Consider the following 20,226-nt stretch of genomic DNA (forward strand, 5'->3'; position numbering starts at 1 on the left):
ACTATCTTATCCTATATCCCCACATTTGGATATGTTAGTTATGAAATTCAGAAAATTAAAAATGGATAGCGCGATCATCCACTGCTAGAGCAGATTCCACTAACACCTCATTTAAGGATGGATGTGGATGAATGGCCTGACTAATTTCCCATGGTGTTGCATCTAACACTTTTGCTAAGGATGCTTCACCAATTAAATCTGTTACATGAGGCCCTACCATATGAATACCCAAAATATCATCTGTTTCTTCATCAGCAATAATTTTGACAAAGCCTTCTGTCTCTCCATTTACTAATGCTTTACCAATGGCCTTAAACGGGAATTTACCAATCTTTAATGAAAATCCTTGTTCTTTAGCAGCACTTTCTGTTAATCCAATGCTAGCAACCTCTGGATAGGAATAGACACATTTCGGTACTTTTAGTGCATCCAATGTCTCGGTTTTCCCTGTTGCTATATGCTCAATAGCTGAAAGCCCCTCATGAGAAGCAACATGCGCTAATTGTAAGCCACCAATCACATCTCCTATGGCATACATATGAGACTCTTTCGTTTGATAGGAACCATTCACTTTAATAAAGCCATTTTCCACTTCAATTTCGGTATTTTCTAGACCAATACCTTGCGTATTCGCCTCGCGTCCTACACAAAGTAATAGTTTATCAGCCTCAAAAACTTCTTCTTTTTCATTCACTTTTGCAGAAATGAAAACGTTATCATTTTCAATTTTGAATGTATTTGTATCTAAGCGAGCATTCGTAACAATACGAACGCCTCGTTTCTCAAGCTGTTTCGTCACTTCTTTAACGATGTCCGCATCTTCTGCTGGTAAAATGGATGGACCATATTCTATCACTGTTACATATACACCAAAATCGCATAGCATAGATGCCCACTCAATTCCAATAACACCACCACCAACGATTAGCAGTGACTTTGGTAAACTTTCTAACTGTAATGCGTGGTCTGAATTCAGCACATATTGCCCATCTATTGTTAACCCTGCCATACCACGAGGCTTTGAGCCCGTTGCAATGACAACATTCGTAGGCACAAGCATTTCATTTTCATCGCCATTGGACATTTCTACAGATATTGTACCTGGCATTGGTGAGAAAATAGATGGACCCAAGATTCGCCCTGTACCATGATAAACATCTATTTTGCCTTTTTTCATCAGTGTATTCACACCCTGACTTAATTGCTCAACGATTGCTTGCTTCCTAGCTTGTACTTTGTCAAATTGTAATGTCACACCTTCAATATCGACACCATATTCGCTAGCTGTTTTATTAGCCATACGATATACTTCGGCACTTCGGAGTAAGGCTTTACTTGGAATACAACCTTTATGCAAGCATGTACCCCCTAAACGCTCACGCTCTACAATGGCTGTTTTTAAGCCTAGCTGAGCAGCTCGGATGGCTGCAACATATCCACCTGTACCTCCACCTAAAATGACAACATCATAATTTTGAGCCATGTTTATTCCCCCTATTGAGAAAAGTGCTAAAGGATTCTATTAAACAATAACCAAGTGATTTTTTTAACAGTCAGTGCTTGCATTAGAAAAACTTTAGCTTTACTTCATTAAAACCCCAATTTCTTGTTGAAAATAGAAGAAGTCGACAATGCGACTTCTCTTCTTGTATCAACTGTGTAAATTAGCGACCGTGTAAAATATTTTTTTCATTTTTTAAAAATTGGCTGCGAGATTTTGCTACGCGAGCGATACGTTCCTCCGCTAAGCGGTTCGCTGCCACATATGTTGGAATGCCATCTCGTTTTGAAATAGCAAAGATTTTTTCAATACTATCATAAATGCCATCAACGCGTTTCATTGCACGTTCACGATTATAGCCATATAATTCATCCGCAACATTAATAACGCCACCAGCATTGATTACATAATCTGGTGCATAGACAATACCTAATTCATGTAGGTAGTCACCATGACGTGAATCTTTTAATTGGTTATTTGCAGATCCAGCGATCACTTTCGCTTTTAATTGCGGAATTGTTTCATCATTTAAAATTGCCCCTAATGCACAAGGTGAGAAGATATCTACTTCTTGCGCATAGATTTCATCTGGTGCCACTGCAATCGCGTCGAAATCATTAACAACTCGATCAATAGCTGCCTGATTGATATCTGTTACAACAAGTTTTGCCCCTTCATTATGTAAATACTCGCAAAGCTTGTAGGCTACATTTCCTAGACCCTGTACAGAAACTTTTAATCCTTCTAGTGAGTCTGAACCGAATGCTTCTTTTGCTGCTGCCTTCATACCACGGTAAACACCATAAGCTGTTACTGGAGATGGGTTACCTGAAGAACCGAATGCAGGTGAAATTCCTGTTACATAATTTGTTTCTTCATGGATTAAATCCATATCCAATACTGTTGTACCTACATCTTCAGCTGTAATATAGCGGCCATTTAATCCTTGGATGAAACGACCTAACGCACGGAACATCTCTTCATTTTTATCTTTAAATGGGTCACCAATAATGACCGTTTTTCCACCGCCAAGGTTTAAACCAGCTGCAGCATTTTTGTAAGTCATTCCTCGTGCTAAACGTAATGCATCTTCAATTGCATTTTCTTCCGACGCATACGTCCACATACGTGCTCCACCTAGTGCTGGTCCAAGTGTTGTATCATGGATAGCGATAACCGCTTTTAACCCTGATGCTTCATCTTGGCAAAATACCAATTGTTCGTAATCATACTTTTCCATATACTTGAAGATTTCCATGAAACTCGCCCCTTTGCTTTGGAAAGTGCATCCCCAAATGCCCATCCAATCAAGTTTTATCTAACAATCTAATCTTCATAGCGTCCTCACTCAGCAAATTCTGAGCTCCTATTTGGTAGTAGGTGTTTAGACCCTAATACTTACAGAAGAAATTGTTTAGTAATGGATAATATTGCTCCACTTATTTTTACAATACTGACAAATTCACAATTTCGCAACTATTATTACATATTCTTATTTAAGTAAGAATTTTCTAAAGATTCAGTTACAATTGCTACTTTCTGTCCTGCCATGTTTTTAGCTAAAAATATTATATTGGTTTATACCCTTCCTTGACATTCCCCCATCCACAGGTAAAATTAATCATAGGAATAAGGAGGGGTATACATGGCCCGTTTAGCTGCATTTATTGTAATGCTTATTCCAGGTCTTATGGCTGCAGGTGGCATTAAATTTATGCGTGATACATTATTTGGTAAGCTCATTTCACCATTCCCATTTTTATGGCTGCAATTTGTAGTTGGTGTTATTTTCTTCGTCATAGGCTTTGGGTTTTTCGCTGGATTTTTACTGCATCGCGATCGAAAAAACGGAAAAGTAGCACCACGCTTCCAAAAAAAATAAAAAAAGCTATCCAAATAAGTCATGCAAGACTTACTGGATAGCTCTTTTTATACCCGTTGCTGAGATGTGATGATTTTATCAGGATAATCCGTAATCCAACCAATAACAGAAGGGTGCGGATTGGTTAAAAATGGTTCTGTGCCATCAATAGCATACAAACGACATGCTTTTTCACTTGTAACACAGGCCTCCAAATATCTTGGTTTGTAGTACCTTTTATGCATATGCACACTATCTGCCGCTTTATAATCAGCTAGAAGATCCCATTTTATTTTTTTCGTTGCAATAAGGGCCGTTTCAAATTCAGGTCTATGCTTTTTTACGATCTCTAAAAGCTCATAGTGAAAGGATGAAAAATGACTACCTTTTGGCAGAGCCAAGCCTCCAAGAAAATGAATTAGCCCACTCGTATTGTCCAAGATCGTTGATTTTAATTCAATATTCAACGGCATCTGCTGTATATTTGCCCATGCTAAAACTGCCTCAAACGCTGGCATTTTATAGGACGAAAATAGACGTCTCCAAGGCTTGCCAAGTTTAAAGCGCAGAAGCTCCTCCATCGTACAATCGCTCACCAATTTATTGGTGCCTACTAACCTCGATAATTGTGGATCATGATACACTACAGGTAATCCATCTTTTGAGAATTGAATATCTAGTTCAATCCCATCAGCACCTAGCTCTAATGCCTTTTCAAAAGCTTGAAAGGTATTCTCTAATGCATAAGCAGAAGCACCTCGATGTGCAAAAACAGGGATAAAAGCTGCCTTAGACATTTAACTCACCAAATTCTAGTAGGAATTTACCATTCGTCATTTTGCTTAATAAAGATGATTTTCTACCAATTTGAATATAAGTTCCAGGGTGGGCCTCTTTTGTCACAGTAATCTCTTCTTTCCCTACATGACGCATTTCATCCATTAATAGTTTTATTTCACGATCTAATGTAATCGCTTCAGCCTTTAATTTAGTTAAGGCTTGTTTTGTTACCTCAAATGACGCTGATTGTTCTTTGGACATTTGATTGAGAAAAGGTAATAAATTTTTCAGGCTATTCTCGTGTGCGGAAATCTCTGTTTGCAATTGTTTTAGCTGTGCTGCTTTTTCCTGCATCATGGTATTATTTTCTTGCTTATTAATACTTTCTATTATTAAATCTGTTCGACGCTCTAATCGGTTTCCTGAAATGGCCGTCACAATCGTATTTTTAGCTACTGCACGTCCCCCAATAATTTTCCCTTTTCGTTCATCCACATATATCGAATGAGCAGAAAGATGGGATCCTAGTGCATAAAAACCAATATGAATACTATTAGCAGCAAATAAATTTGCTTCATTCACATGTTTAACAAATATATTGCCACCTGCTTCTACCACTGTTGAACCAAGCCCAAAGATGCCACCACGAATATATACATCACCCTCAATGGATTTAATAAGCTTAGCACCGCTTACACCCTCAGCCCCTTCAATGGAAATATCGCCAGTCGCAATAACTGTATAGCCATTTGTTACTGTACCTTTAATACTAAGTGAACCATTAAATTCAAGGTTTCCTGTCTCTACCCCAACATCACCATTTATAGGAAGATGCCTGTTTACACCAATCATGCCTTTGACATCATCTAAAACGCCAGCAATTTTCGAGCGAATGACGATTTTTCCGTCTTCTTCCACTTCATAGGCCGATTTTGTATCATATTTGATAGGATAATCTCGACCAGGTACAGCAGCAACTTCTTGACCTAGCACATTTTTCCCCGGTTTACCTAATGTAGCAGGGATCTTTTCACCTAGCCAAGAGCCTTCTGAAATTTCCGAAATAAAATTCATATCATAGTAATCCGCTTTACCGTCTTCACGAATGACCGGCTTTCTTTCGGGTTTAGGTAAATATGTAATTTGTGCATCTATTCCTGCTATAGGTTGCTCGCCTTGAGCAATTAAGAATGCTTTTCCTGGTTCAGCCTTCAATATATCAAAATCTAATATGCCGTGTATAATTCCATTTTCATTGAGTGTTTCTCGGATTTGTTGTGTTAATTTTTCTTTATTATTTTGAATATAATCATGCGTTTCATATATAAAAACAGAGGCTGACATCTTATCACGTGCCACTTCTGCTTCAATGTTCGGAAGCCAGCGTCCAATTTCAACAGGATTTGTATTCTGAGTTGATAACACATTTTTTAAAATTGAAAAATTAGATAATTTCAGTCGTGGATGACTACGTAGGATGCTATCAAATTCTTTTAATGGGAAACCTGCGCTAAAAGTAAGCATAAATACCTTGCCATTTTCCTCAGAAATTTCGAAGTTTTCATTTCGAACTAGAATCAAGCTACCTCCTCCTTCCCTCTATATGTAAGTATATACAATCCACTTACATTTGTTTAGAGACCATTGTCACTACCGAGAAAGAAAATAGTACCACTTAATCATTAAAATATAAGACAATATTTTATTTTTTCTAAAAAAATGTAGGTATTTAATTCTAATAAATTGTTTGTTTTTGAGTTTTTTTATTAAAATTACCGATAAATTCAAAGTAATTCCATCAGGCTGTTTTGAATAAATCATCTTCCAAGTACAGGTATCAGGGGGTGCTTTCCACTAAACTATAGGTCTTTATAGGTCTTTTTAGCTAATAATGTATTGATATTTCTTTCAATTTGGAAAGTAGATCCTAGTTGTATCAATTGCTGTCGATTCATATATTGCATACTTATTTTACCATCGAATACTAAACGCACCTCAAATAGCTCTTCTGTTATCTGTGTGATTTCAAGCGAATTCATTCCCTCTAATTGGAAATTTATACTTTTTATTGTGATCACCTACTTATAAGTTTATGAAAAGGTCTCAAATTATTCAACTGTAGAATATGACTTTAAATTCACTATTCATGTATATATCGTGTATTTTTAGCTGATTTAGACGTTCTTTTAACGGTTTCAATGTTAAAGATCAGCCACAGAAATTTCCACAGCATTTGTTCAAGTAACAAAAAAAGCGCCCCTTTAAACAATAAGATTTAAAAAGGCGCTATACTATGCGAAGTATAATTGCTGTATATGTTAATGATATATATCGGTACTAGCTAGACTAGCTAGCCATCATATCGATACGAATTTTATCTGCGATCATGGCGATGAATTCGCTATTTGTTGGTTTGGATTTCAAGTGATGGACTGTATAGCCAAACATTGAGGAAATGGATTCATAATTGCCACGATTCCAGGCTACCTCGATGGCGTGACGAATCGCACGTTCCACGCGGGAAGGTGTCGTATTAAATTTTTTAGCAATTTCTGGATATAAAATTTTTGTAACAGATCCTAATAATTCAATATCCTCAAAGACCATTTGAATGGCTTCACGCAAGTAGGAGTAACCCTTAATATGTGCAGGTACACCGATTTCTTTGATGATGGCTGTAATCGTACTGTCTAATTGATGCTGATTTAATTTTTGAGGTACTGTTGGTTGTAATACGCTTGTCTTTTTCGGAAGTGTCGCCTTCTGTCCAGCACAATGTAAAATTTTTTGTACCAATTGGTCGAATTCAAAGGGCTTTAGCATGAAATAAGAAGCTCCTAAATCCACCGCCTGTTTCATGACATCCTCTTGGCCAAAAGCCGTTAGCATAATGACTTGAATTGATGACATTCTTTCATTTTGATACATGGACTCTAATACAGCTAAACCGTCAAGATGAGGCATTATTATATCTAGAAGTAAAATATCTGGTGTAAATTCCTCAAGCATTTGTAGACATACTTTTCCATTTGAAGCAGTTGCAATAATTTCTATTTCGGCATGTCCTTGAAAATACTGCTCCATTGTTTTTAATAACTCACGATTATCATCTGCAATCGCTACTTTTACCTTTGTCATTTCAATTCCTCCTTCTGGACTTGCTTTGAACACCTCAAAGCGATAACCTAAACCCCTAAATGCCGTTTTTGGCACACTGTGGAATTTTCGACATTTTTGTTTTAAAAACCTTTTCTATTTCCAAAAATGAGTATGTAGTCCGATACTTTCTTTTAATATCGACAAGTTACGCTAAATGACGCGACTTGTCGAATGCTCTTATAACTTATTTTAGATAAATTTAGTAGATAAAACTACAGTTTTTTTAAATATCATGCCTTCTTCAGGAAATTATCGGAAATACATGTTGGTTTCGATGAAATAAGGGTAAAAAATCCGTGTAGTTTCCCGCGGCTTTTGTCCTGCCTGGGGAAATTTAAACGGATTTTTACCTTTCATACCTTTTTATGAAGACCTTCTTAACATTTCCGCTACTGTTAGCGCTGCACCTTTTTTCGGCTCCTCCACAAACATATGTGTCACAGCACCGACAAAACGACCGTCTTGGATAATAGGACTGCCACTCATTCCCTGCAAAATACCACCTGTTTTTTCAATGAGCTTTTCGTCAGATACTATAAATTCAAGGCGTTCATTTTCCACTTTGGTAATTTCTATTGAAAAGGTTTCCACCTTACTGCCTTCAATGGCTGTATAGATTTCAGCTTTCCCCGTTTTTATATCTTTTTCATGCATAATTTCGATCGCTTTGGGTAATCTTTGTTGATAACCGTCTTCCCAGCGGCCAAAAATACCATAAATAGTATTTTTATCTATACTGCCTAGACGTTCTTGATGCTTTTCAATGGAGGAAATTTTATAGCCTGGTTGGCCTGGTGTGCTTTTTCGGATTTGCTGAATAGAAGCTAAAAAAATGGAGCCAGCTCTAAAAACAGGGGCTTCTTGTAGAGTTGAATCGACAATTTGATGACCTAGTGCACCGTAATTTTTTGTCTCTGGATCAATATAAGTCAGTGTTCCTACTCCATCTGTTTCATCTTTTAAAAAGGAAATGACATGCTCTGCTTCTTGGTTTTGTAATTCCAATGTGATTTGTTGACCTTCACTATTGATCGTCCATTTCTGTTGGCCATCTTTTGCCACAGCCTGCTTGGCATCAGCAAGGGATTTTACTGGTATATCATTTATTTTTTCTATAACTGCGCCTCCTTTCATCCACTGATTGGAAGCTAACAGTACATCGTGTGCGACAAATACATGTGACAATTGAAGTTGAATTCCAATTGCTTCGCCCATCGGTATAAGCTTTTTGGCGGCTAAAGCTTGTATAGGCATCACTAATAAAAAGATGAGCATAGGCAAAATGACTAATTGACGCCAATGACGATTCATACGACACCTCCTTTTCATTTTTGTCTTTTTACTATGTGTTGTTGTGACGTTCTTATAAGCGGTAAATATTTGCGCAAAATGAAAAAAGCCAGAAACAGCTGAAACTGTTTCTGGCATTTGGTTAACGCATTTGTTTTTTTCGTTCATCTGCCATTTTTAAAAGCTCCGTGGCATGCTGTAGTGTCAAAGCTGTAATTTCAGTTCCAGACATCATACGGCTAACTTCCTCTATACGAGCATCTTGATCAATTTCTGATAAGGAAGTAAACGTTCGATCATGTTCGACTTCTTTTTTGATGAAGTAATGATGATCAGCCATCGCTGCAACTTGAGGTAAATGTGAAATACATAAAACTTGAGAATTAACAGAAATTGCGGCAATTTTCTCTGCAATCGCTTGCGCAACACGACCACTGACACCTGTATCCACCTCATCAAATATAATGGAAGTAATTCCATTGGAAGAAGAGAAAATGGTTTTCAACGCTAGCATCATTCGTGATAATTCTCCACCTGATGCAATTTTCGGTAAAGACTTTGGTGGCTCCCCAACGTTTGTGGAAATGTAGAAGATAATTTGATCTTTCCCATTGGCATCAAAATAGGGTAATTCATCGAAATTGACAATAAATTTTGCTTTTTCCATATGTAATTCACGTAGCTCTGCCATAATTGCTTCACTCAATTGTTGGGCTGCAGCTTTACGTACAGTTGAAAGTTCACTAGCCAGCTCATTGAGTACAGCTTCCATCTCTAACACACGTCGTTCTTTCACCTGCAAAATCTCATCACGATTCAACAGCTCATTTAACTCGTTTTTAATTTTTTCATAATAAGCCAAGATCTCTTCCACTGTCGAACCATATTTGCGTTTTAAAGTTTGCAACAACGCCAATCGCTGCTCAACCTCGTTTAAACGTGCAGGGTCAAATTCTAATTCATCTAACACATTTTTGACCTGATAGGCTGCATCCTGTAATGTATAAAACGCAGTTGTAACTGCCTCAGATGATTCTTTGAATTGCTCATCAACCGTTGCAGCATCTTCTAAAGCACCCATTGCCGTCCCGATCCAATCAAGCCCTTTTGTTTCACCCTGAATGGCTTCATAGGCTGCACTAGAGCGTTCAAAAATTTTATTAAAATTCATCAGACGACGGCGTTCGTCTAGAAGCTCGTCTTCCTCACCTAACTTTAAATTAGCTTCGTCCAACTCTTTCATTTGAAATTGATACAAATCGATACGTTGTGCCATCAACTGCTCATCAATGGATATAGAAGCTAAGTCTTTTTTGAGCAAACGGTATTCATCATATTGGGCACGATAGTTTTTTTGAATCGGCGACAGCTCTTCTTCTGCAAACTGATCAAGCAAATTAATGTGCTGCTTTTCATCCATTAGCTCTTGATTTTCATGTTGGCCATGAATATCAATGAGACTTGCCCCAATGTCTCTTAGTACCGATAAAGGCACAAGCTTACCATTCACTCGGCAAATACTTTTACCAGTATCATTCAAATCTCGACGTAAAATAATTGTATCTTCTTCTATTTCAATGCCTGCTTCTTCTAACTTTTTCAGAACAGGATGAACTGAACTCGAAATTTGAAATAAGCCACCCAATTCTGCTTTTCTTGCGCCATGACGAATAAATTCAGTGTTGCCTCGTCCACCTGCAAGTAAATGCACCGCATCAATGATAATGGATTTTCCGGCGCCTGTTTCCCCAGTGAGAACTGTTAAGCCTTCTAAAAAGCTGACAGTCAAATCCTCAATGATGGCAAAGTTTCGAATACTAAGCTCTCTTAACACAAATTGTCACCTCTAAATCAAATTAACCATTTTTTATAGCATGTCTAATAAACGATTTTTTGTATTTTCACGCTCATTTTCATTTCGACAAATAATTAAAATGGTATCATCTCCAGAAATTGTACCTAAAATTTCCGGCCAATCTAAATGGTCAAGTAGGGAAGCAATGGCATTCGCATTCCCAGGAAGAGCTTTCATGACTAAAAAATGTGATGCCCCATCAATACTTACAAAAGCATCCGCTAATGCACGATGTAATTTTTGGACTGGATTGAAACGTTGATCTGCGGGTAGGCTATATTTATAGCGCCCATCCTGTAATGGAACTTTTACTAAATGAAGCTCTTTTATATCTCGTGATACTGTAGCTTGTGTCACATTATAGCCTGCTTCTTTTAAAAAATCGACTAAATCATCTTGTGTTTCAATTTCATGATTGGCGATAATATCCCGAATCCGTATATGTCGTTGTCCTTTATTCAACGAAATCACCTCTTATAAATAATTGTATATGTGTATAATCACACTACCATTTTCAACAAAAAAGCACAAGAAAAAACACGGCTCTATAAGCGAGCACGTGTTATTTTAAAGAATTATGCGCTTCTTCAACGAGTGCATTAAAAGCTGTATATGCAGGTAGCACTTCTTGTCCAATAGGATTCACTAAATGGAATAAAAATTCAATATTCCCTTCTCCGCCTGTGATTGGAGAGAACGAAGCATCTTTTACTACAAAACCAACCTCAGTTGCCATGGCAGCTGTTTTTTCCAAAACCTCTAAATGTACTTTTTTATCACGCACAATTCCTTTTTTACCTACTTTATCTTTCCCAGCTTCAAACTGAGGCTTCACCAAAGCCATAACATCCCCGCCTGGCAGCAATAATGTTTTTAATACTGGTAAAATCAGTGATAATGAAATAAAGCTAACATCGATTGTTGCAAAATCAGGTAAACCTTCTGATAAATCGGCTGCCGTTGTATAGCGAAAATTCGTTTTCTCCATTACTGTCACTCGTTCATCAGAGCGAATTTTCCATGCTAATTGGTTCGAACCAACATCTAGTGCATAGCAATGTCTTGCACCATGTTGTAAGGCACAATCTGTAAAGCCACCTGTAGAGGAGCCAATGTCAAGCATTAGCTTCCCTTCTACAGACATATCAAAAATTTGTAGCGCCTTTTCTAATTTAAGGCCTCCACGACTCACATATTTTAAATCTGAGCCCTTTACTTGTAGCGGTGCATCGACGGCAATTTTCTCGCCTGCCTTATCAATTCGTATTTCATTTGAAAAGACAAGGCCTGCCATAATGGACCGTTTTGCTTTTTCTCTTGTTTCACATAGTCCACGCTCTACAAGTAAAATATCTACTCGTTCTTTTGGTTGTTTTGTCATTATTTATTCAAACCCACTTGCTGTTTTTGTTGAAGTAATACGTGCATACGTGCAACCGTATCTTCTGCTGTCATATGAATTTCCGCGAGTAGCTGATCTACGTTGCCATGCTCAATATATTGATCTGGGATGCCCATTCGATCAACTAACGCATTTAAATAGCCGTGGTCATGAGCAAACTCTAATACACCACTACCAAACCCACCCTGTAGAACAGCTTCTTCAATTGTTAAAATCGGTTTTTGACTAGATAATATACGATGTAGCATATCCTCATCCATCGGTTTGATAAAGCGAGCATTGACCACTTCAATATCGATTCCTTGTTGCGCTAGCATTTCAGCAGCAGCCATTGCCATTGGAATCGTTGTTCCAAATGTCAAAATAGATGCGTCTTTGCCCTCACGTAAAACTTCCCAGCTACCAATTGGTAAAGCTATCAGCTCATCATCTAATGGGACACCCATTCCATTACCACGTGGATAACGAAGTGCAATTGGACCACCATCATAATCAATCGCTGTTTTTACCATATGTTGCCCTTCATTCTCATCCTTTGGCATCATGATGGTCATGTTTGGAATATGACGAAGGAAAGCAATATCAAATACACCTTGATGTGTTTCCCCATCTGCTCCCACTAAACCAGCCCGATCAATACCAATAAAGACATTTAAATTTGGGCGAGCAATATCATGCAATACTTGGTCATATGCACGTTGCAGGAACGTAGAATAAATCGCTAAAAATGGTTTCATCTTTTGCGTAGCTAATCCTGCAGCCATCGTTGCCGCATGTTGCTCCGCAATCCCTACATCGAAGAAACGATTTGGGAAGTCCTTTTGAATACCTTGTAGCTTTGAACCTACAGGCATGGCAGGTGTAATCGTTACCACTCGCTCATTTTCATGAGCAATTTTACGAACCGTCTCAGCAATTAAACTACTCCAAGCGGGTCCAGTAGTCTCAGACTTTACAAAGGCACCATTTTCAATTTTATAAGGACCTGTTCCATGCCAATTCCCAATTGTATCATCCTCGGCTGGCTTATAGCCCTTTCCTTTTTTCGTAATCACATGAACAAGGACTGGCCCTTTTACTTTTTTCGCATGTGATAATGTCATTTCAAGCGCTTCAAAATCATGTCCATCAATTGGACCAAGATATTTAAAACCTAGCTCCTCAAAAAACACTCCAGATACTACTAAATATTTTAAGCTATCCTTTACGCGTTCAACAGTAGAGGCAAGCTTTCCACCTAATACTGGAATCTTATTAATAAGTGACTCCAGCTCTTCTTTGGCTTTTGAGTACTCCTTGGCTGTACGTAGACGACCTAAAACATTGTGTAATGCACCAACATTTGGTGCAATCGACATTTCATTATCATTGAGGATGACAATCATATTTGTTTTTGCATGGCCAATATGATTTAAAGCCTCAAGTGCCATACCACCTGTTAAAGCCCCATCACCAATAATAGGAATAACAAAGTTGTTTTCTTTTTTTATATCACGTGCTGCTGCCATACCCATGGCTGCTGATAAAGATGTCGAGCTATGACCTGTTTCCCACTCATCATGTTCACTCTCCACGCGCTTTGGAAATCCACAAAGCCCTTTGAACTGACGTAGTGTGTCAAATTGACTCGCACGACCTGTTAAAATTTTATGCACGTAAGCTTGGTGGCCAACATCCCACAAAAACTTATCTTTAGGACTGTCAAACATTTTATGCAGCATCATCGTTAACTCAACTACGCCTAAATTCGGCCCGATATGCCCACCTGTGACAGAACATTTTTCGATTAAGAAGGTACGAATTTCTTGGGCAAGCTGCTCAAGCTCCTTCTTATTTAAGTTTTTTAAAAAGGATGGACTAGTTATTTTATTTAAATCCACCTTTCTCACACACCTTTTCAATAAAATATTCACCGCAATTGTGTTTCCACCATTATAGCAGTGTTATCAATATGCTAAAAGTACGAGCACTTCATTGTTTACATATTGCAAACGTTCCCACCTATTCTAGCATATTCTTTTCCTTCAACGCCTTGATTTTCTCTTAGTTTTTACGATGAACGATATAAGCAGCAAAGTCACGTAATAGGCTGACATCTATTGGTAATTGATCGAGTGCGTTAATGGCATGTTGATAATGCTCAGCAAGCTTTTCTTTCGCTCCTTCTAGGGTTAAGAGGGCTGGATAAGTGCTTTTATCACTAGCGACATCTTTTCCAGCTGTTTTTCCTAGTTCTTCAGTCGTTCCCTCAATATCTAAAATATCGTCTTGAATTTGGAAAGCTAAACCAATATGATGCGCATATTCTTTCAATGTAGCACGGTCTTGTGCTGATACATCTGCAAGTACGGCTCCCGCTTCAATACTAAAACGCAATAAAGCACCTGTTTTATTGACATGGACTTGTTCCAATTCAGCTAAATTAAGCTGACGTTGCTCCCCTTCCATATCTAGTACTTGACCACCAACCATGCCTTCTGCACCTGCTGCAATGCTTAGCAATTGGACAAGTTCAATACGCTTTTCAGCAGCGATATCCATGCGTGCTAAAATGCCAAATGCCAGTGTGTTTAATGCATCACCAGCAAGCGTAGCGAGCGCTTCTCCATAAACTTTATGATTTGTTGGCTTGCCTCTTCTGAAATCATCATTATCCATGCTTGGTAGATCATCATGGATTAAAGAATACGTGTGAATGATTTCAATGACCGAACCGACAATCAAACCGTCCTGAAGATTTTCACGGTAAAGCTCTAGTACCGCTAACACAAAAAGCGGACGAATTCGTTTACCCCCTGCCTTTAATGAATAAAGCATAGATTCCTTTAAATCTGCTGGTGCATCAATTTGTTCAACAAGCGAAAACATCGTCTCTTCAATTTGTGGTGTATTGCTTTCAATAAAGTACTTTAATGGCTCATTCATTTCCTAATTCTCTCCCTTTAGTGGATCAAATGCTGTTGTTTCACCAGTCTCTTGGACAATTGATACAAGCTGCTCCTCAGCATGTTGCAGCTTACTATGGCAAAACTTTGATAGCTCCATTCCTTGCTTGTATAAATCAATCGCATTTTCCAATGGCACATCACCCTGTTCTAACTGGCGAACGATTTCTTCTAGTGACGTCATGGCTTCTGCAAATGTTTGTTGTTTTTCAGTCACAACAATTCCCCCTCATTCTTTGGCAAGATATTCGTCACTTTAGCCACAACCTTTCCATCATGGAAGGTCAGTGTCAGTTGATCTTGCTTTTGCACCTCAGTGGATGATTTGATCATTTGCTGATCTTTATATGCTACTGTAAATCCTCTTGTTAGAATAGACAGTGGATTTAAAGCTTCTAATGTTCTAACGGTTGACTCAAATTGTTGTTGCTGTTTTGCCACATAATACGTTGTAGCACGTGATAATTGTTGGATCCGCGCTTCAAGCTCTCTCTGATGAAAAGCAAGTGCCTTTTTGGGTGAATGTTGCTCCACCGTACTATGTAATTGTTGAAGTTGGGTAGCTTTTTTCATCAAGCTCATTTGCATTGCTGCCTGTAATCCTGACTCAAGCTGTGCCAATCTTTCTGTAAAAGGTCGATAAAGTCTTTCCGGCATTGACAATGGATAAGACTGTTGGAGCTTATTTAGACGTTGTCGCTCTGCCATAAGTTGCGACCTAACCATTTGATGAAGCTGTGATTTCTGCGTAAGCACTCGTTGGTAGAGATCCGCTTGATCTGGCACAGCCATCTCAGCAGCAGCTGTTGGTGTAGGTGCACGTAAATCGGCGACATAATCGGCGATCGTTGTATCGGTTTCATGGCCAACCGCACTTATAATAGGGATTCGGCTTTCAAAAATAGCTCTTGCCACAATTTCTTCATTAAAAGCCCATAAATCCTCGATGGAGCCTCCTCCTCGCCCGACAATCAACACATCACAGCTTCCCTCTTGATTAGCCCGTTGAATATTTTGCACAATATTCGGTGCAGCCTGAGCTCCTTGTACAAGGGTTGGATAAATCAAAATTTCAGCAAGTGGGTAACGCCTCTTTAAGGTTGTACAAATATCCCGTATAGCTGCACCAGTTGTTGATGTGAGCACACCAATTTTTTCAGGAAATTTTGGTATCGGTTGTTTCCACTCAGGTTTAAAAAGACCTTCTTTTTGTAATTGCTCTTTTAATTGATTGAAGGCAACAAATAAGCTACCAATGCCGTCCGGTTGCATTTCCTGTACATATAGCTGATAGGTTCCATAGCCTTCGTAAACGTTTACATCCCCTCGGATAAATACTTGCATACCTTCCTTTGGTTCAAACGCTAATTTGGTAGCAGCTGTTTTAAACATCGTCGCAGCTATTCGGGCACCATCATCCTTTAATGTAAAGTAAATATGGCCAGATTGATGAATTTTCACATTCGATAATTCACCTTTTACATACACTTCACGTAAATGTGGATCTGCATCGAATTTTCGTTTAATATATTTTGTTAACGCCTTTACTGTTAAATAAGAAGCAGAGGACATGTTTTCGGCTCCTTTACTAAAATCAAGTTTTTCACAAAACTACACCTATCATAACATTTTTTGCAGTCGTTGACGTGCCAAAATGCAGTTTCGGTAGAAAAAATGACTGTCTTTCTTCTATCGAAAAACAACTATAACACATTCCTACACGTTCTCACTATTAGAAACCGTATATTATGACAAATAACAAACAAAGCCCCATAACTTCATACGTTATGAGACTTTATATTTTAATAAAATAGTAATAAAAGAGTTCCTACAATAAAACAATAATACGTAAAGTAGCTAAGTTTGCCACTTTTCATAATGCCCATAAACCAACGCATCGCAAAATAAGTCATAATGAGTGTTGCCAAGAAAGTGGCGGCATATGGAAGAGCTAAGGCACCTTTATTCGGCTCGTCTAAAAAATCTGTAATGCCAAGGACTACCCCACCCAAACTTACAGGAATATAAAGCATAAAGGAAAAACGTAAGGCTGTATCCTGCTTCATCCCTACTGCTATGGCGGAAATAATCGTAGCTCCTGAACGGCTAATGCCTGGCGTTAAAGCAACTGCTTGCCCCAGCCCTACAATGATGGCATCTTTAGCACGTAAATCTGCATCTTTCTTCTTGCCACGCATATTACGAATTAACCATAATGCAGTCCCTGTCACAAATAGCATGAGCGCAATCGTCGTCATACTTACGTTATCTGCAATCACATCACTTAATAACACCCCTAAAACGCCAGCAGGAATTGAACCGATGACAATATAGAGAGCAAAGCGAAAATCTGCGTTATACCGCTTTTCTCCAGTTTTCAAGTAAAGAAAAAAATGACTGATCAGACGAACAATATCCTTACGATAAATATACATAATAGCAAGTAACGAAGCTGTATTGGTTAAGATGGCAAAAGTAAAACCTTGTTCACCTAGTCCCAGCATTTCGCTAGCAATCATTACATGTCCACTCGACGATACAGGAATTGGCTCTGTAAAACCTTGGACAAGTCCAATAATGATATGCTTGACAATTAACATCATATCGATATTTTCCATAAAAACCTCCTCCTCAGTATGTATGTTCCAAACGTTACATTAGACGACCAAATCGAAGAAAAGTTCTGATTTTACACAACAAAAAAGTCACCTCACACAATGTTGAGATGACTTTCTTCAAAAGGTTTTTTATTTTGCAAGCATATTTTCAGCTGCTTGCACTGTGTTGAATAGTAACATCGTGATGGTCATTGGTCCTACACCACCTGGTACAGGCGTAATATGAGACGCAATTCCATCTACTTCTGCAAAGTTTACGTCACCGCATAATTTATTGTTGTCATCGCGATTAATGCCTACATCAATAACAACAGCCCCTTCTTTCACGTGCTCTTTCGTAATAAAGTTTGCACGTCCAACTGCAGCAATTAAAATATCTGCTTGTTTTGTAAATGAAGGTAAATCTGGCGTTTTAGAGTGTGTATAGGTTACCGTTGCATCCTTTTGTAGAAGTAGTTGTCCCATTGGTTTACCAACGATATGACTACGACCTACGATTACAGCATGCTTTCCTGCGATTTCAATTCCTGAATACTCAAGAAGCTTCATCACGCCAAACGGTGTACAAGGTAAAAATGTTTCTTGGCCAAGCATCATTTTTCCAACGCTTACAGGTGAGAATCCATCGACATCCTTCTCGACAGCAATCGTTGCAATGACTGTATCCTCATCAATATGTTTTGGGAGTGGTAATTGAACTAAGATACCATGAATATCCTTACGTTGATTTAAAAGCTCAATTTTTGCTAGTAATTCCTCTTGCGTTGTCTTTTCTGGTAATTTAATGAGTTCTGAAAACATACCAATCGCTTCACAAGATTTTTGTTTATTTCTCACATATGTAGCTGATGCCTGGTTGTCTCCAACTAACACAACCGCTAAACCAGGTGTCAAACCTCGCTCTTTTAAACGAATGACACGCTCTGCTACAGCATTACGAATTTCTTGACCAATCTCTTTACCATTAATAATTGCACTTGACATAAACCTTCGTTACTCCTTCCAATTCAACACATTATTCTTGTTCTGTAAATTTAGAAAGTACACCATTGACGAATTTAGATGAACTATCATCGCCAAATGTTTTACATAACTCGATTGCTTCGTTTAGTACTACTCTTTTTGGTGTTTCTGGCATGTATAACAATTCATATACAGCTAAACGTAAAACCGTTCTTTCAATTTTGGGTAGACGGGCAAGTGACCACTTTTCAAGATGCTGTTCTAATGTAGCATCGATTTCCTCCAGATGTTCAGCTGTTCCATTCACGATCTTTTCGTAGAAGGCATTGGTAGGTTGACCTTTAATATGGCCCATTGCTTCTTCAACGGTTAGATCCGTATTGTCTAGCTGAAACAAAACTTGCAACGCTTTTTCGCGTGCTTCATGTCGTTTCATGTAAAGCTCTCCTTCTTAAGTGGCATTAAGGTTTATAATAGCATAAAATCACACGAGAAACACGATTTCAAGCAAGTTTTCAATAATCTGAACCTTTTTCAAGGAACTTTTTGTTTAAGCCCACTTCTCATGGAATAGTGGTACTCAAAAATGAATGTTTCCTGTTCGTAATGGTATAATAAAGAAAAAACTTTAGAGGTGTCACAATGCAACATGAAGCTATATGTCCTAGCTGCAAAAAACATTTAAAATGGTTGACAGAGAAGAACAATATCAACAAATGAAGGAACGTAAATCTCTCCTATTTTACTAGGTGGATTGCAAGCATAAAATTCGTTTTGATGCCATTCGAAACTTTTTTAGCTTTTATTAGTGGAGGCCATTTATGAAGGAACATTATTATACGATAGGTGAGGTTGCCAAACTTTCAAACTTATCGGTTCAGACATTACGTTATTATGATCAAATTGATTTATTTAAGCCTGCTTATATCGATACCTTCACCAATTATCGATATTATAAAGGCAACCAGCTATTCTATTTAGACATTATAAAGTCCCTTAAATATATCGGCGTGACGCTCGATGATATAAAAAAAGCACTTAGATTAACCTCTGAGGAATTGCTTGATTTTTTAGCACAGCAGGAGCTACGCATCAATGAAAAAATTTCACGTTTAAACGAAGCAAAAAATACCCTACTGAAAACAAAAAAGCAATTACAAGAGCAAATTGATATCCCAGTCTTCGGTGAGATTTATGTGCAGATAGAGGAAGCAATGCCCGTTCTTCAAGTAACCACTACTGAATTAACACCCACATCGAGCACCAGTACATACTATGCCACTTTAATTAAAATCATCGAAAAGGAAGGCAGTGTCTTAAACAGTCGTTATGGTTGTATTTATCCACTAGAGCCTTATAAAGATGTCAATGACATCATTTATGATGCTATTTTCACTCCTCTATTAACGGAGCGCACATTTTCGCAGCTTTCACCAAACATACAACAAACCATTATTCCTGGAGGTAAATATGTATGCATTGCCTTTATTTACGACCCTGATACTTATTTTTCATTCTATGAAAAATTGAGAAATCATGTATTAGCTCAGCAGGAATTATTTGAGTCACAAGTATATGAGCTATACATGCCCGCAACGCTCACGATGGAGCAAGAAAAGAAATTTATAGTAGAATTAAAGATTAGGCAAAAACAAGAGACACAAAAATGCTCCGAAAAATTAGTGGCGCATTCGTATAACTCCCTACTAGAACTCCCAAACTGATAAAAATTTTAAAAAATAAAAACAAATCTTTTGACCCTATAGTTACTATAGGGTTTATCGTATTACATGGAAATATTCTATTCTAGTAGATTGAAAACATGTATCGCGAACAATTAGAAGGAGAAGTT

Annotated in this window: 19 protein-coding genes; 2 read left to right on the forward strand and 17 right to left on the reverse strand. The window is 38.0% G+C overall.

The window, feature by feature from the left end; genetic code table 11:
- Positions 1-55: 55 nt before the first annotated feature.
- Both lpdA and LCP48_RS14745 read right to left on the reverse strand, forming a co-directional pair.
- Positions 56-1,483 carry a dihydrolipoyl dehydrogenase gene (gene lpdA, locus LCP48_RS14740; RefSeq protein WP_004231192.1) on the reverse strand — a complete coding sequence of 476 codons (1,428 nt, stop codon included), beginning with the start codon at positions 1,481-1,483 and terminating at the stop codon, positions 56-58.
- A gap of 181 nt (positions 1,484-1,664) precedes the next feature.
- The gene (locus LCP48_RS14745) at positions 1,665-2,759 is read right to left on the reverse strand and encodes a Leu/Phe/Val dehydrogenase (RefSeq protein ID WP_004231189.1); all 1,095 of its coding nucleotides are present in this window, start codon (positions 2,757-2,759) and stop codon (positions 1,665-1,667) included.
- 387 nt (positions 2,760-3,146) lie between these two features.
- On the opposite strand from LCP48_RS14745, the gene LCP48_RS14750 reads away from it, so the two are divergent.
- Positions 3,147-3,383 carry a DUF2627 domain-containing protein gene (locus tag LCP48_RS14750; protein WP_004231186.1) on the forward strand — a complete coding sequence of 79 codons (237 nt, stop codon included), beginning with the start codon at positions 3,147-3,149 and terminating at the stop codon, positions 3,381-3,383.
- A 47-nt stretch (positions 3,384-3,430) separates the two neighbouring features.
- Here LCP48_RS14750 and LCP48_RS14755 read toward each other — a convergent pair whose 3' ends face one another.
- The 15 genes from LCP48_RS14755 to nusB form a co-directional block, all read right to left on the reverse strand.
- Positions 3,431-4,159: a glycerophosphodiester phosphodiesterase gene (locus LCP48_RS14755; protein ID WP_004231184.1), complete on the reverse strand. Its 729-nt coding sequence runs from the start codon at positions 4,157-4,159 to the stop codon at positions 3,431-3,433.
- Positions 4,152-5,723: a flagellar assembly protein A gene (locus LCP48_RS14760; protein WP_225340321.1), complete on the reverse strand. Its 1,572-nt coding sequence runs from the start codon at positions 5,721-5,723 to the stop codon at positions 4,152-4,154. Before LCP48_RS14760 ends, LCP48_RS14755 begins: the two co-directional genes overlap by 8 nt.
- 278 nt (positions 5,724-6,001) lie before the next feature.
- Positions 6,002-6,181, reverse strand: coding sequence for a hypothetical protein (locus LCP48_RS14765; protein ID WP_004231181.1), 180 nt, complete (start codon positions 6,179-6,181; stop codon positions 6,002-6,004).
- A gap of 307 nt (positions 6,182-6,488) precedes the next feature.
- Positions 6,489-7,280, reverse strand: coding sequence for a sporulation transcription factor Spo0A (gene spo0A / locus LCP48_RS14770; protein WP_004231179.1), 792 nt, complete (start codon positions 7,278-7,280; stop codon positions 6,489-6,491).
- 384 nt (positions 7,281-7,664) lie between these two features.
- A complete protein-coding gene (locus LCP48_RS14775) occupies positions 7,665-8,612 on the reverse strand; it encodes a SpoIVB peptidase S55 domain-containing protein (RefSeq protein WP_009370207.1) in 948 nt (315 codons plus the stop codon).
- A gap of 121 nt (positions 8,613-8,733) precedes the next feature.
- A complete protein-coding gene (gene recN / locus LCP48_RS14780; protein WP_225340322.1) occupies positions 8,734-10,425 on the reverse strand; it encodes a DNA repair protein RecN in 1,692 nt (563 codons plus the stop codon).
- Positions 10,426-10,458: 33 nt separating this feature from the next.
- On the reverse strand, positions 10,459-10,908 hold the full coding sequence (ahrC, locus tag LCP48_RS14785; RefSeq protein WP_004231170.1) for a transcriptional regulator AhrC/ArgR: 450 nt from the start codon (positions 10,906-10,908) through the stop codon (positions 10,459-10,461).
- Between the two features lie 100 nt (positions 10,909-11,008).
- Positions 11,009-11,827, reverse strand: coding sequence for a TlyA family RNA methyltransferase (locus tag LCP48_RS14790; protein ID WP_004231167.1), 819 nt, complete (start codon positions 11,825-11,827; stop codon positions 11,009-11,011).
- Positions 11,827-13,728, reverse strand: coding sequence for a 1-deoxy-D-xylulose-5-phosphate synthase (dxs, locus tag LCP48_RS14795; RefSeq protein WP_004231165.1), 1,902 nt, complete (start codon positions 13,726-13,728; stop codon positions 11,827-11,829). The genes LCP48_RS14790 and dxs overlap by 1 nt, the downstream gene beginning before the upstream one ends.
- A 163-nt stretch (positions 13,729-13,891) precedes the next feature.
- A complete protein-coding gene (locus LCP48_RS14800; protein WP_004231163.1) occupies positions 13,892-14,773 on the reverse strand; it encodes a polyprenyl synthetase family protein in 882 nt (293 codons plus the stop codon).
- 3 nt (positions 14,774-14,776) lie between these two features.
- Positions 14,777-15,010, reverse strand: a complete 234-nt coding sequence (locus LCP48_RS14805) for an exodeoxyribonuclease VII small subunit (RefSeq protein WP_004231161.1) — start codon at positions 15,008-15,010, stop codon at positions 14,777-14,779.
- The gene (gene xseA / locus LCP48_RS14810) at positions 15,007-16,365 is read right to left on the reverse strand and encodes an exodeoxyribonuclease VII large subunit (protein ID WP_004231159.1); all 1,359 of its coding nucleotides are present in this window, start codon (positions 16,363-16,365) and stop codon (positions 15,007-15,009) included. Before xseA ends, LCP48_RS14805 begins: the two co-directional genes overlap by 4 nt.
- 230 nt (positions 16,366-16,595) lie before the next feature.
- Entirely contained in the window at positions 16,596-17,411 is an 816-nt protein-coding gene (locus tag LCP48_RS14815; protein WP_004231157.1) for an undecaprenyl-diphosphate phosphatase, read from the reverse strand.
- A 129-nt stretch (positions 17,412-17,540) separates the two neighbouring features.
- The gene (gene folD, locus LCP48_RS14820) at positions 17,541-18,395 is read right to left on the reverse strand and encodes a bifunctional methylenetetrahydrofolate dehydrogenase/methenyltetrahydrofolate cyclohydrolase FolD (protein ID WP_004231154.1); all 855 of its coding nucleotides are present in this window, start codon (positions 18,393-18,395) and stop codon (positions 17,541-17,543) included.
- A 31-nt stretch (positions 18,396-18,426) separates the two neighbouring features.
- A complete protein-coding gene (gene nusB / locus LCP48_RS14825) occupies positions 18,427-18,810 on the reverse strand; it encodes a transcription antitermination factor NusB (protein ID WP_004231146.1) in 384 nt (127 codons plus the stop codon).
- A gap of 385 nt (positions 18,811-19,195) precedes the next feature.
- Between nusB and LCP48_RS14830 the strand changes: the two genes are divergently transcribed.
- The gene (locus tag LCP48_RS14830; RefSeq protein WP_004231145.1) at positions 19,196-20,098 is read left to right on the forward strand and encodes a MerR family transcriptional regulator; all 903 of its coding nucleotides are present in this window, start codon (positions 19,196-19,198) and stop codon (positions 20,096-20,098) included.
- Positions 20,099-20,226: the final 128 nt, after the last annotated feature.

The organism is Lysinibacillus capsici, from assembly GCF_020217405.1.
Classification (GTDB): Bacteria; Bacillota; Bacilli; order Bacillales_A; family Planococcaceae; genus Lysinibacillus; species Lysinibacillus capsici.

Bases quoted from the DNA above. Each gene is read 5' to 3' on its own strand.
- lpdA (WP_004231192.1), bottom strand. From the start codon at position 1,483: ATGGCTCAAAATTATGATGTTGTCATTTTAGGTGGAGGTACAGGTGGA.
- LCP48_RS14745 (WP_004231189.1), bottom strand. From the start codon at position 2,759: ATGGAAATCTTCAAGTATATGGAAAAGTATGATTACGAACAATTGGTA.
- LCP48_RS14750 (WP_004231186.1), top strand. From the start codon at position 3,147: ATGGCCCGTTTAGCTGCATTTATTGTAATGCTTATTCCAGGTCTTATG.
- LCP48_RS14755 (WP_004231184.1), bottom strand. From the start codon at position 4,159: ATGTCTAAGGCAGCTTTTATCCCTGTTTTTGCACATCGAGGTGCTTCT.
- LCP48_RS14765 (WP_004231181.1), bottom strand. From the start codon at position 6,181: ATGAATTCGCTTGAAATCACACAGATAACAGAAGAGCTATTTGAGGTG.
- spo0A (WP_004231179.1), bottom strand. From the start codon at position 7,280: ATGACAAAGGTAAAAGTAGCGATTGCAGATGATAATCGTGAGTTATTA.
- LCP48_RS14775 (WP_009370207.1), bottom strand. From the start codon at position 8,612: ATGAATCGTCATTGGCGTCAATTAGTCATTTTGCCTATGCTCATCTTT.
- LCP48_RS14790 (WP_004231167.1), bottom strand. From the start codon at position 11,827: ATGACAAAACAACCAAAAGAACGAGTAGATATTTTACTTGTAGAGCGT.
- LCP48_RS14800 (WP_004231163.1), bottom strand. From the start codon at position 14,773: ATGAATGAGCCATTAAAGTACTTTATTGAAAGCAATACACCACAAATT.
- xseA (WP_004231159.1), bottom strand. From the start codon at position 16,365: ATGTCCTCTGCTTCTTATTTAACAGTAAAGGCGTTAACAAAATATATT.
- LCP48_RS14815 (WP_004231157.1), bottom strand. From the start codon at position 17,411: ATGGAAAATATCGATATGATGTTAATTGTCAAGCATATCATTATTGGA.
- folD (WP_004231154.1), bottom strand. From the start codon at position 18,395: ATGTCAAGTGCAATTATTAATGGTAAAGAGATTGGTCAAGAAATTCGT.
- nusB (WP_004231146.1), bottom strand. From the start codon at position 18,810: ATGAAACGACATGAAGCACGCGAAAAAGCGTTGCAAGTTTTGTTTCAG.
- LCP48_RS14830 (WP_004231145.1), top strand. From the start codon at position 19,196: ATGAAGGAACATTATTATACGATAGGTGAGGTTGCCAAACTTTCAAAC.